General features: G+C 44.7%; 12 protein-coding genes, 1 tRNA gene and 1 riboswitch. Of the genes, 3 read left to right on the top strand and 10 right to left on the bottom strand.

From position 1 onward, the window contains the following. Positions 1 to 357 precede the first annotated feature (357 nt). On the top strand, positions 358 to 2,052 hold the full coding sequence (gene xynC, locus FE296_RS10655) for a glucuronoarabinoxylan endo-1,4-beta-xylanase XynC (RefSeq protein ID WP_317889410.1): 1,695 nt from the start codon (positions 358 to 360) through the stop codon (positions 2,050 to 2,052). A 137-nt stretch (positions 2,053 to 2,189) separates the two neighbouring features. Here the strand turns inward: xynC and FE296_RS10660 are convergent. After that, positions 2,190 to 2,273: transfer RNA gene (locus FE296_RS10660), tRNA-Leu, on the bottom strand. A 173-nt stretch (positions 2,274 to 2,446) separates the two neighbouring features. After that, on the bottom strand, positions 2,447 to 3,400 hold the full coding sequence (gene pelA, locus FE296_RS10665) for a pectate lyase (RefSeq protein WP_373428241.1): 954 nt from the start codon (positions 3,398 to 3,400) through the stop codon (positions 2,447 to 2,449). Positions 3,401 to 3,828: 428 nt separating this feature from the next. Further along, positions 3,829 to 3,960, top strand: a riboswitch (cyclic di-AMP (ydaO/yuaA leader). Between the two features lie 5 nt (positions 3,961 to 3,965). Between pelA and FE296_RS10670 the strand changes: the two genes are divergently transcribed. After that, the gene (locus FE296_RS10670) at positions 3,966 to 4,430 is read left to right on the top strand and encodes a C40 family peptidase (RefSeq protein WP_124113963.1); all 465 of its coding nucleotides are present in this window, start codon (positions 3,966 to 3,968) and stop codon (positions 4,428 to 4,430) included. 71 nt (positions 4,431 to 4,501) lie between these two features. Here FE296_RS10670 and FE296_RS10675 read toward each other — a convergent pair whose 3' ends face one another. From FE296_RS10675 to FE296_RS10690, 4 genes are all read right to left on the bottom strand, one after another. Then, the gene (locus FE296_RS10675) at positions 4,502 to 4,831 is read right to left on the bottom strand and encodes a carboxymuconolactone decarboxylase family protein (RefSeq protein ID WP_017689352.1); all 330 of its coding nucleotides are present in this window, start codon (positions 4,829 to 4,831) and stop codon (positions 4,502 to 4,504) included. Positions 4,832 to 4,976: 145 nt separating this feature from the next. Further along, complete coding sequence (locus FE296_RS10680; protein WP_124113962.1) at positions 4,977 to 5,195, bottom strand: hypothetical protein; 219 nt, start codon at positions 5,193 to 5,195, stop codon at positions 4,977 to 4,979. Positions 5,196 to 5,314: 119 nt separating this feature from the next. Continuing rightward, a complete protein-coding gene (locus FE296_RS10685) occupies positions 5,315 to 5,644 on the bottom strand; it encodes a hypothetical protein (protein ID WP_036609615.1) in 330 nt (109 codons plus the stop codon). A gap of 97 nt (positions 5,645 to 5,741) precedes the next feature. Then, on the bottom strand, positions 5,742 to 6,323 hold the full coding sequence (locus FE296_RS10690) for a xanthine phosphoribosyltransferase (RefSeq protein ID WP_124113961.1): 582 nt from the start codon (positions 6,321 to 6,323) through the stop codon (positions 5,742 to 5,744). A gap of 204 nt (positions 6,324 to 6,527) precedes the next feature. Between FE296_RS10690 and FE296_RS10695 the strand changes: the two genes are divergently transcribed. Further along, complete coding sequence (locus FE296_RS10695; protein WP_150364932.1) at positions 6,528 to 7,583, top strand: YkvI family membrane protein; 1,056 nt, start codon at positions 6,528 to 6,530, stop codon at positions 7,581 to 7,583. Between the two features lie 130 nt (positions 7,584 to 7,713). Here FE296_RS10695 and FE296_RS10700 read toward each other — a convergent pair whose 3' ends face one another. From FE296_RS10700 to FE296_RS10715, 4 genes are all read right to left on the bottom strand, one after another. Continuing rightward, on the bottom strand, positions 7,714 to 8,844 hold the full coding sequence (locus FE296_RS10700) for a glycosyltransferase family 4 protein (protein ID WP_150364933.1): 1,131 nt from the start codon (positions 8,842 to 8,844) through the stop codon (positions 7,714 to 7,716). 204 nt (positions 8,845 to 9,048) lie between these two features. Beyond that, positions 9,049 to 9,591, bottom strand: a complete 543-nt coding sequence (locus FE296_RS10705; RefSeq protein WP_150364940.1) for a GNAT family N-acetyltransferase — start codon at positions 9,589 to 9,591, stop codon at positions 9,049 to 9,051. Positions 9,592 to 9,698: 107 nt separating this feature from the next. After that, the gene (locus FE296_RS10710) at positions 9,699 to 10,739 is read right to left on the bottom strand and encodes a hypothetical protein (RefSeq protein ID WP_150364934.1); all 1,041 of its coding nucleotides are present in this window, start codon (positions 10,737 to 10,739) and stop codon (positions 9,699 to 9,701) included. Positions 10,740 to 10,836: 97 nt separating this feature from the next. Then, positions 10,837 to 11,640: a Cof-type HAD-IIB family hydrolase gene (locus FE296_RS10715; protein ID WP_036670159.1), complete on the bottom strand. Its 804-nt coding sequence runs from the start codon at positions 11,638 to 11,640 to the stop codon at positions 10,837 to 10,839. Positions 11,641 to 11,704: the final 64 nt, after the last annotated feature.

An 11,704-nucleotide genomic window follows, 5' to 3' on the forward strand; every position in this document is an offset into this window, starting at 1 on the left:
ATATGTAAGCCAAAGCCTTCCTTAATAACGACATCCCCGCCATTGAAGACCTCTATTTCAAACGAAGATCTCCATCATTCCAGTTTTCTCCTTTGTATTCAGACAAGAACTGTCATTGAACAGTTAGAAAATAGAGATTAATTAGAAAAAATACTGTAATTTGTCAGGTTTTCAGTATAGGAATTTTTTAGTAGAATCAACAAATGAAAGAATTCATGTGCTTCATTTCTTTCCTATGATTTATGGAAGGAGGTTTTGAAAGGGTTTACATAAAATAAATGCCAGGCAATCCGCTATTCTTGTTTGTTATCCCTGGTCGCGTTTTATCTATGTAACCATCTACCATTATCGAGGAGGATGAAAGTAGTGAAATTCAAACTAAAAAAGTCTATTAATGTTCTTTTGGCCTGTTTAACAGCCCTGCCTTTGATGTTAACCCCGACAAATGTGTCAGCAGCCAGTGATGCAAACATTAATTTGTCCTCGGAAAAACAGCTGATTAAGGGCTTTGGGGGCATTAACCTTCCTGCCTGGATTGGTGATCTGACTCCCGCTCAACGTGAAACTGCTTTTGGTAATGATCAGAATCAGTTAGGCTTCTCCATTCTCAGGATCTACGTTGATCCAGATTCCAATAACTGGTATCGTGAAGTTGCCACAGCCAAACGGGCTATTGAAAAGGGGGCAATCGTATTCGCATCCCCATGGAATCCTCCGAGCAGTATGGTTGAAACATTCAACCGTAATGGGGATACAAATGCCAAACGTCTGAAATACGACAAATATGCCGCATATGCGCAACATCTGAACGACTTTGTATCCTACATGAAAAATAACGGTGTAGATCTGTATGCCATTTCGGTACAAAATGAACCGGATTATGCTCATGACTGGACCTGGTGGACTCCACAAGAGATCCTTCGATTCATGAAAGAAAATGCTGGTTCCATTCAAGGTACCAAAGTCATGGCACCTGAATCCTTCCAGTACCTAAAGAACATATCCGACCCAATCCTGAATGATCCGCAGGCCCTTGCCAACATGGACATTCTGGGAGCACATACGTACGGAACTCAGATTTCGAATTTTGCCTACCCCCTCTTTAAGCAAAAAGGAGCTGGCAAAGAACTGTGGATGACTGAGGTGTATGTTCCGAACAGTGACAACAATTCAGCAGACCGCTGGCCTGAAGCACTAGAAGTTTCCTATCACATGCACAATGCCATGGTAGAAGGTGATTTCCAGGCCTATGTGTGGTGGTACATCCGCAGACAGTATGGTCCGATGAAAGAGGACGGTACCATAAGCAAACGCGGGTATAATATGGCCCATTTCTCCAAATTTGTACGTCCTGGCTATCTCAGAGTGGATGCAACCAAAAACCCGGATACGAACACATTTGTTTCTGCCTACAAAGGGGATAACAAGGTCGTTGTCGTAGCAATTAACCGTGGAACTTCGGCCACAAGCCAAAAATTCGTTCTGCAAAATGGTAATGCCTCCACGGTGTCCTCATGGATTACGGACAGCAGTCGCAACCTGGCAAGCGGGGCCTCGCTTAACGTATCCAATGGAGCCTTCACGGCACAGCTCCCACCTCAGAGCGTAACAACTTTTGTTGCCAACATTACTGGCGGGAATAACGGCGGAAATACAGGTAGTGGCACTACTTATGAAGCCGAGACCGGAACAACTCTTACGGATGCTACCATTGAAACGATCTACCCTGGTTACACTGGCTCCGGGTATGTTAACTTCAATGCGATGACTGGTTCAGCCATTCAATGGAACGCCATTAACAATACGATTACAGGCACCAAAAATGTAAAGTTTCGTTATGCGCTGGAAAGCGGCACTCGGAACCTCGACATTTTTGTGAACGGAACCAAAGTCATTAGCAACGAGCCCTTTCCGGCTACGGGAAGCTGGTCCACATGGGTTGAAAAAACAATACAGGTCCCCATGAACACGGGCACCAATACATTGAAAGTGGTCACTACCGGATCCGAAGGACCGAATATTGACAGCGTTAATGTTACCGCAGCACAATAAACGTTCCGTATGGCTAATGGAAGACATTTGCTGTACGTGCAGCTAAGCACTAAGTACTCAAATCTAAAGTTAATGTTATATCAAAAAATGCAAAAAAAGACTCCTTAAGCGTTAGCTTAAGGAGTCTTTTTATTAAATGCGGTCGAGAGGACTCGAACCTCCACGGGGGTTAGCCCACACGGACCTGAACCGTGCGCGTCTGCCAATTCCGCCACGACCGCATATTGTATCTCCGTGATCAATATCGGCGACAAGAATTAATATATCATGCGGAATCTATCATGTCAACACTGAAAATAATAACAATAATACCCGAACCAGACGTCCATGTCGATTCGGGTTTTACCTTTAACTATTAATAGCTTGGTTCATTAAAACGGAAGCATACTGCAAATTACAGCTTGGAAGGCCAGTTGCCATACCATGCGTAACCGCCTCTTCTTTCTTTATCAATATCACTTAATTTGTATTTAACTACCCCGTCACGACCAATAAAGATTGGTCTATCCGTTCCTATCTCATAGAAGCGTGCCCAAATTGGTGCAGCTTTGGAATCAGCGATAATTTTACTATCTCCATTAGCTCTTTCATATTTGTACCCCGTAATTTTCACCTTGTTAAACCAAGCCTCCGCTCCTTTAATGGATGCGGTAATTTTAGCGTTAGCAGGTCTGGTTTTCAGAAATTTAACAATCGTTACACTCTCTCCAGCTGTCAGCGATGGCACTTCGTAGATTCTTGCGCTCGCTGGTTTAAGGGAACTGGAATCATGTTGTTGTCCCCATGCTGTCAGCTTACCACCTGAAACGACTTGTGTATTCAAAATCGCCTCCACACCTTTGGCAACTGAATTTTTACTACGGTTAGCAAGTGTGCTGTCGATAAACGAGAAATCACCTTTGCGTGCTGCTACTTCATCCAGCATGATCATTACATTAATCATGGCATCATCATTGTAGGTAATGTGCTTGTGATATCCGGAGCTTTGGTAAACTTGTGGCCATCCGCCGTTTGAATACTGCATGTTGATCAAAAAGTTAATTCCTTTGATTGCAGCTGTGGAGTATCGCGGATCATTTGTCTTTTTAAATTCCTTCGCCAATCTTCTAATTTCTGAGTATGTAGCCTTGTTGTCTATCGTGGACTTCGCCCACTCTCCACTTGTCTGTTTATAATCTTTTCTCCAACCTCCATCCGGCAGCTGGTTCTTCAAAATATCAGAAATACTCGCTGTAGTACCCGATGCATCCGCGGCAGATACCGTCCCTACAGGAAGAACTGCCATTCCAACTGCTGAGAACACCATCGTACATGCCAGGACAAAAGTAATTATTTTCTTCGCTTTCAAATGCAACACTCTCCTATGTTCATTTTTATAAATCTTCCACTTCTACTTTACCTATGATATACGCCCCCAAACCTCCTTTATTTGTATTTATCGCATAATAAAATCAATTTTAATCCAATATGTGGATTGGATAATCAGATAATATGCAAAAAATCGATTTTTGTCAATATATGCAACTTAATGAATATAATCTCTCTAATTCTACATAACGGGATAGTCCTTTTAACTCATGACAAACCTATTTATTTATCCAAATTCGTCTTAAACGAATCATTAATGACGTTTTTGTCATGAATGATTCCCAAACTTGATCCCTTCTTTCATATAAAAACCTTAATTCCGCTAACATTGAGGTATTACGAAGGGTTTTAAATGGGTTTGACAATTACGCATTTATGCAATATAGTTTCAAATAGTTACAAAAACTTAATTATTCATTGCCGAGTTTCATGTTTGAAAACGGGGGAACCAATTTGGGTGAATTATTCTTATACATAGGAAATATAGGGAACCTTCTACCGAACCCTTAGCTAACTCCGTAGGCATCGAAGGGAGAACATTGATTTTGAAAAAACTGATTATCTCCATTTTTGGAGCAGCTGTATTATTTACATCCGGGGCAACAAGCACAGAGGCAAGCAGTATCAACTCCGTAGTGAACAACATGACAGGTATACCTTACAAATGGGGTGGCACGACTGTAGCCGGCTTCGACTGTTCTGGTTTTATGAGATATCTTTTCAACAAATACAGCATTGAATTGCCACGTACTTCACAGCAGCAAGCCAAAGCAGGTACGCCTGTATCGAAAAGCAACATTCGCACAGGTGATCTGGTGTTCTTCAATACGATGGGCAAAGGCATTTCACATACAGGTGTATATATCGGCGGCGGACAATTCGCTCATGCCTCCAGCAGTAAAGGTGTAAGCATCACGAAGTTATCGAATCCATACTTCAATGATCGTTACGTAACAGCACGTCGGGTAACTGGACAGTTTATGTATGATAAAATGTTAGGTAAAATGTAATTCACATACAAAAAGGCATCGGTTATTAACCGGATGCCTTTTTTGTACTTAAAAAGTATGTTGTATTGCTTTTAATGCAGCGCCTTCTGCACTCGCATCGCACCCTGAGACAGGGCATGTCCGCCTCCAACAGCTCCGGCCACGGCTACGGTCTCCATAATTTCCTGATCTGTTGCTCCCTTGGCACGGGCTTCTTCTACATGGTAGAAGGTACATACCTCATTGTTGGCAAACAATCCAATACCAAGCGCAATTAGCTGTTTTGTCTTTGCATCAATCACGCCAGGTTGGAAACATTCTCCGGTAAACTCATGATATGACTTCACCACACCTGGCAGTACATCGCTTAATGCTCCAATCTGATCCTTGTAGGCATGAACTTTATCATTCATCAATGTCATGGCTCGTAGCACACCCTCTCGGCTATAGTTACAGATCTTCCTCACTGTACCTATCTTCTCTCCCGAGTGAGTCAATTATGCCAAGAAATCATGGTAATTCCAAACATTTAAACGCTCATCGTCCCTGCTCAATTATAAGCGATTGCTACTCACCAAGTGGACTCTGGCGAGGCTCGCTGAACAGCTGATATTTGTAACTGCGATCCAGCTTAACTACACGTCGATTCTGACGCCGGATAAGGACCTGCTCGCCATCCCAGGCAACAACAATCCCGGTTACATCGTTAGATTCCAGCTCGTCCCGTACTACTCTTACTTTCTCACCTGACAGACGCAGGGCGTCCAGTTCTGTATCACTGATCATCTTCATGGCTCCTATATTCCAAATTTATTTACAAAAAGAGACCTAAATGAAATGTCATTTAGGTCTCACGTGACTGTATTGGACTGTCATGTCATTCGAAATTATGTCCCGACTGAAAGTTACCGCTGCGCGTGCTCTTTGCTGTCGTTCTTCTCGAACCAAAAATCAAGCACTTTGGCGGACATCACACGTTCTTCAAGGTACTCCACTTGATGCGGTGTAAATTGTTCTTTCCAAGAGAAGGACAACTCTTCGCACAAGCCTACAATCGTCAGTAATTCTGACCAGGCAACATAGCGTTTGTACCAGAAAAATTGAGGATGTTCAATCATATAGGGATAAAGGTCATCGAATTCCGTATGTTTACAATCCAGGGCACGTTCAAAATGAACTTTCGATTCCGCCAGCTTATCATTAAAGAATTGTTCTGTTGCCGGTTGGTTCCCCATGGTGTTGCCTCCTCTCCCTAACATAACCCCATTATAAATGAAATTAGCGGCCATGCAAAGGCATAGTTCAAAAAATAGGCCCTATTCCTTTAAAATGTCACATTTCGTTATCGTCAAATTGTACCGTCCCATCGTTCAGGGAACGAATGCGTACCAAGGCTTCCACCGGAATACCCTGTTCACGAATCGTTCGTGCCCCTGCCTGGAAACATTTTTCTACCACAACGCCGAATCCGACGAGTTCCGCACCGGAACGCTCAATGATTTTGATGACGCCACGAGCGGCATCTCCATTGGCAATAATATCATCAATGAACAAAATACGGTCATTCTCATGAATGAACTCGCGAGATACCATAATGTCAGTTACAATTCCTTTGGTAAAGGACGGTACGCGTTCACAGTAAGCATCAGGATCAGCCAGAAGTGTTTTTTTGCGACGGGCGAATACAAGTGGCACCCCAAGTTCATAGGCCGCGGCAAACGCAACCGGAATCCCCGAGGATTCTACCGTGATTACACGGGTCACTCCACTTTCACGAAAACGGGCAGCGAACTCACGCCCCATCTCCATCGTTAATGCAGGATCAATCTGGTGGTTCAACAGACCATCCAGCTTTAAAACTTGATCCGAGATAACCACACCTTCTTGTAAAATTCGTTGTTTCAATAATTCCATGATTTGACCTCCCAAGCCTATCCTATGAGGTAAAAGTATCATATATCTATCTATAAGTTCAAGCGAAATTGCCTGGGCGCTGTCCTTGAGACGCAATTCAAGCCAAAGCTCATTATTCATTGTCATGACTTTCGTGGGTCAAGCATACCTTGTACCATGGTACCCGCATGTCCAAACTAAACAGGGGCCTGAGAGGGGAAACACATGAAACAGGCATTTCGGGTGCTGCAGATCGCATTTACATACATCGGAACGGTTGTCGGAGCCGGCTTCGCTACAGGGCAGGAAATTTTGCAGTTTTTTACCCAGTATGGCAAATGGGCCACCATCACCATAGGCTTATCCACCATGCTCTTTGTCTGGTTAGGTACCAAAATGATGCTGATTGCTCACGATACCGGGTCCCGCTCTTATGAGGATCTGAACAAACATTTATTTGGCCACAAGGCAGGCAAATGGATCACCTGGGTGACCCTTCTCATTCTCATTGGTGTGAACAGTGTCATGCTGGCCGGAGCAGGTTCCGTTTTTGTCGAACATTTGGGTATGCATTATCAGACAGGTCTGATCGTCACACTTGTAGGGACATATCTGCTTCTCGGTCGAGGCATTCAGGCCATCCTACAAATGAATAGCATCGTCGTGCCCATGATGCTCCTGTTATCTCTGCTCATGATTACCAGTACCATCCATCATCCAGGTGCTTCCCGATTCATCACACTGACGACAGACTCAAACCCTATTCAAGTGTGGCTGTCTCCACTGTTGTATACTTCATTCAATCTGGCGCTGGCTCAAGCTGTTCTTGTGCCTGTAGGTAACCAGATTCGTAGTCGGAATGTACTGAAGTGGGGTGGAGTTTTGGGTGGAATTGGCGTTGGTTTCATGCTGATGGCAGCTCATTTTGCCATGTCAGCTCAGATGCCCGGCATCATCCAATTCGAAATCCCGATGGGTAGTATTGCCTTTCAACTTGGATGGGCAGTGCAATCTGTATATGTATCCCTTATTTTCATGGAAATATTCAGTACCTTTGTAGCCGATATCTATGGAATGACCTTGCAACTGAGACAACATATACGCGTCCACCCCCGTTTCATTACATTAACCATTATGCTGTTGTGTTACTCACTCAGTCAGTTTGGATTCAGTTCCCTGCTGTCCATCCTTTACCCTATCTTCGGAAGTTTGGCACTGTTCTGGGCAGCCAAATTGGTATTAAACCGCTGGGGCGCCTTTCGTGGACGCAAAAATGTATAAACGGTGATGTACTTCATGAATGATGAGCATCCGTTCGCCTCATAACCACAAGTCACCGCGGGCACGTTTTCCTTAAACATGACAAAAAGCCGCTGTTTATCACAGCGGCTCGCACTTTTTGCTCTACGTTTTAGGCTTTGTCAGGAAACTGCAGATACATCTTTTTCAACTCATTGACCGATCTGCCGAGCGAGTAATGTGTCTTGGCTTTTTCACACGCTGAACGGGCAAGTTCATAACGATAAGCCGGGTCCAGCATCACCTTTTCAAGCGCTTCAGCCAATGCAGAAGGATCTTCTGCCGGTACAAGCAACCCATTGCTACCGTTCTCGATCTGTTCCGGTATACCACCTACATCCGTACCCACAAGGGCAAGACAACTCAGCGCCGCTTCAGCGAAGACGGAACCAAATGCTTCTGCCCGTGAAGGAAGTACAAAAATATCAAAGAATGGCATGAATTCCTCAGGGTGCAGCGTGTAACCATAGAAAATGGTCTCATTATAGATCCCCAATCGTTGCGCCAATTCTTCCAGATCAGGACGAATCGGTCCATCTCCAATAATATGTAACACATAATCATGACCTCGGCCCTTCAGTTCCGCACAAGCTTTGAAAAGAATATCCAACCCTTTCGCCGGAACAAGCCTACATACCGTGACCAGCTGTGGTATCGCATTATCATGAGGAATCGGCTTAAACCGCTTCTCATCAAATCCATTGGGAATCACACCGATGGCATCAGGTTCCTTCACATAGGGAGCCAGATAACGACGGAACGAATCCGACACCGTCAAGAGGCGCTCTGCCTGATGTTCCAGCTCACCATATATCGCAAGCAAGAATCGATGCTCCGGTCCATCCGTTTCAATGCGTCCATTAAGGATTAATTCCCGTTCATAACTAGAGTGAATCGTCTGAATGAGGGGTGTATCCGGGAAAACCGTTTTCATCGCAAGTCCCGCAATTGGGTGGTGTGCATGGATCAGATCATAGGGCTTCTGAATACGCAGTTTGGTCCACCAAAGATAATCACGATAGGTTTGTATATATTTTTGGACAACAGGACTATCCTGATATTCCGTCCAGTCAAACGTTTCGAACTGAACTTCCTCTCTGCCCTTGTTGCGAATTCGCTTTGGCAGCGAGAATAGATCCATTTCCCACCTCGGGGTTGTAAATCTCTCTTGCATATACGGAATCATAGAGGATACACCTCCGGGCTGCTCCGGAGGAAAGAAAAGCGCCTGCAGCAATTTCACCGTTAGTTTCCCCCTTTCTAACTTACGTAATGCTCTACTATCCATTATGACATAGGGAAGCCGGAACATCTATATTACGATAACTCGTATATACAACATATTCATGAAACGTTCCCCTCAGAAGTAAAAGCTTTAATCCAGCAGTCAACTTCTCTCGCTTGTCGCAACCATATTCATTGGATAAGGATAACCAGAATTTCAGCTTTATACCTCCACGGGCTTCTCATATGTACTGTAACCATCGGTCTCTCCCAAAAAAGTATACCCGTTCCGCGCGTAAAAGGCGTTCAACGTAGCATTGCTCACTCCGCAATCTAACCGAACAGTATGTTTGCCTTCAAAATGTATGCCGCTGCTGGACCATTGCAAAATGGACCGTCCCAGACCGCTCTGAGCATATTTTCTTCGAATCGCTAGCCGATGCAGATAAATTGCACCATCCTCGACATGAGCTTTTGAACCCCAAAGATGAATATCCCATGGGCTTGGCTGAACCAAAAGGATGACCATCCCCGCTACGTCCGCTCCTTTTTTAAATACAAACACATCTCCACGCTGAATCGCCCCTGCCGTATCATGTGAATCTTCACCTTTAAGCAAAGCGTTCCATTGGGAGGAACCTTGGCTCTGTAACCATTCGGCTGTCTCCACCAGCAGCGACATCACATCCTCCGTATCTTCCGGCTTCGCCTGAACCGCTTGAAAACCATCATTAATATATTCGCTACTGATCCTGAATGAGTGCATCATTGTTCTCCTCCGCTTCCTGATCTCTGTTAAACTAATGGTACTATACCGGGAAATGGATTTTTCGTCAAAATGAGAACATAAAAAAGGTAAAAGGCAGCTGCCTTTTACCCATCCATTCTGGCTTCATCAATAATCTGATTTCGATACAACATCGTCAGGTGCAGGGTATCAAACTCCATTTCCTTTTCCAACTCCTGCATCAACACTTCGACCAGGCTCTTTCGCTGAATGCTGGTACCAGGAACCTCGTAATCAATGTATCCCGTAAGATCCGAATGAGAAGTGTCTATTGTTGCTGTTCCCACAGGCAATCCACCTCGTTCCTGAAGAAACAGCTCATATACCCGGAACTCCCGATCCTTACGCTTCAACATGACATAACATGTTTCTTCAGCAGCTTCCAGCTCATTCAGATCCGATTCATCGGTATCCTCAAACTCCTCGGAGAAATCGCGATGTACCCACTCTAGCGTCTCAAGTTCGTTGCCCTGATGCCACATGCGGATTGTAATCGTATCGATGATATCTTCATCCAGCTCTCTGACCAGCAACTCTGCCGCAGCTTCCAATTGATTCTCTTCCGGCTCGTCATACCAGTGTATTTCACCTTGTACATCAGCGCCATATTGTTTTAAGGAAGCTTCTGCAAGTTCCTGCCCTTCGACATCATTGAATATATACGTCGATATGCTGCGTCCCGCGCTTACCATTTCCATCTCCAGAACCTGATCCCGATCTTCATATGTAAACGATTCGGCTTGTGAAACAGGAATTACCATACTTCCACTGCTGTCTATATCGTCATAGCTGCCTTCGTCATGATTCATATCTTCAGACGGCCACACTGTCTCTGACTCAGGCTTATGCAGAACCGAATGTAATGAGCCACAACTAACCAGCACTTCATAATATGCAGCTTCCAACGCATCTGCAAGAGATTGGACATAGGCATGTACTTTTTCCACGATACGTTCCTCTGTACCATCTGGCAGAGACTCCTGCTCGATCTGAAGACTACCTGATAAACGATCTCCTTCTCTGTACACAAGGAAAAGTGAGCCTGCATATTGACCATTGACCATCACGTCCTGTACTTCTCCACCTGATGTCCGCAGGTCTGCAACCAATTCCACATCATAATTCATCACGCGTCCTCCTCCATTCCTAAAGTTATTCTCTTAGGATGCCCCTAAAGACGGTAGATTATGAGGGAACCGTGCATATCAAATATAAGATGTAAGGTTAGACGGATAACACATATTTTTGGATCGCGTGTGCCACACCCTGCTCGTTATTGGAGAGTGTAACCTCGTCCGCAGCAGCTTTCACCTCGTCCGGTGAGTTATCCATGGCAATACCTTTGCCCGCAAAGGTCAGCATCGTAATATCATTGAAGTAGTTACCAATTGCCATGATCTCCGAAGGCATGATTCCCTTTGATTCGGCAAGTCTTTTAAGCGCAGCGCCTTTGGACGCTTCGGGATGCATCAGATCAATAAAAAAGTCACCACTCCGTGTCATATAATAAGGCAGATTCCAAGTAGACCATTCCTGAAGCACTGCATCCATCTGTTCAATCGGACCAAATGCAGTGAATTTCGCCAGCGGTTCTGTCATGTCAACCCACTTGGGTAACTTCAGTGGCTCTGCCATAAAGTTGTAATACATCTCACGCACCTGCAAACCCAAACCTTCCGGTTGATCCACATACAGACCAAATGCCGTATTGATGTCAAAATGTACTCCATTGGTTCGGCAGTAGGATATGATCGGCTCCAGTCCCTGCCCATCTAATGCAAAATGATGAACCACCTCACGGGTATCGACTTGCGCCGTTACGGCGCCATTATGCGTAATCACATATCCATCCAGTCCCATCTGCTCCATAAAAGGAATCGTGTTGGCAGGACCTCTACCTGAACACAGAACGATCTCTGCTCCCTGACGGGAAGCTTGGATCAAGGTCTCCTGAGTCCATTCGGTAAGTTCATGATGATCATTCAGCAGTGTTCCATCTACATCAAGTGCAATTAATTTATAAGTCATTCTGGCTTCATCCTCATCTGTTAGTTGTCGCACCCACCCAAACCCTCCCTTCCGAGGGAGGGCC

This window comes from Paenibacillus sp. UASWS1643 (assembly GCF_008693195.1).
GTDB classification, from domain to species: Bacteria; Bacillota; Bacilli; order Paenibacillales; family Paenibacillaceae; genus Paenibacillus; species Paenibacillus amylolyticus_B.

Excerpts from the sequence above, each read along its gene's own strand:
- FE296_RS10675 (WP_017689352.1), bottom strand. The coding sequence starts at position 4,831 with ATGACATTGATGAATGATAAAGTTCATGCCTACAAGGATCAGATTGGA.
- FE296_RS10680 (WP_124113962.1), bottom strand. The coding sequence starts at position 5,195 with ATGATCAGTGATACAGAACTGGACGCCCTGCGTCTGTCAGGTGAGAAA.
- FE296_RS10695 (WP_150364932.1), top strand. The coding sequence starts at position 6,528 with ATGAAACAGGCATTTCGGGTGCTGCAGATCGCATTTACATACATCGGA.
- FE296_RS10705 (WP_150364940.1), bottom strand. The coding sequence starts at position 9,591 with ATGCACTCATTCAGGATCAGTAGCGAATATATTAATGATGGTTTTCAA.
- FE296_RS10715 (WP_036670159.1), bottom strand. The coding sequence starts at position 11,640 with ATGACTTATAAATTAATTGCACTTGATGTAGATGGAACACTGCTGAAT.
- FE296_RS10685 (WP_036609615.1), bottom strand. The coding sequence starts at position 5,644 with ATGGGGAACCAACCGGCAACAGAACAATTCTTTAATGATAAGCTGGCG.
- FE296_RS10710 (WP_150364934.1), bottom strand. The coding sequence starts at position 10,739 with ATGAATTATGATGTGGAATTGGTTGCAGACCTGCGGACATCAGGTGGA.
- xynC (WP_317889410.1), top strand. The coding sequence starts at position 358 with ATGAAAGTAGTGAAATTCAAACTAAAAAAGTCTATTAATGTTCTTTTG.
- FE296_RS10690 (WP_124113961.1), bottom strand. The coding sequence starts at position 6,323 with ATGGAATTATTGAAACAACGAATTTTACAAGAAGGTGTGGTTATCTCG.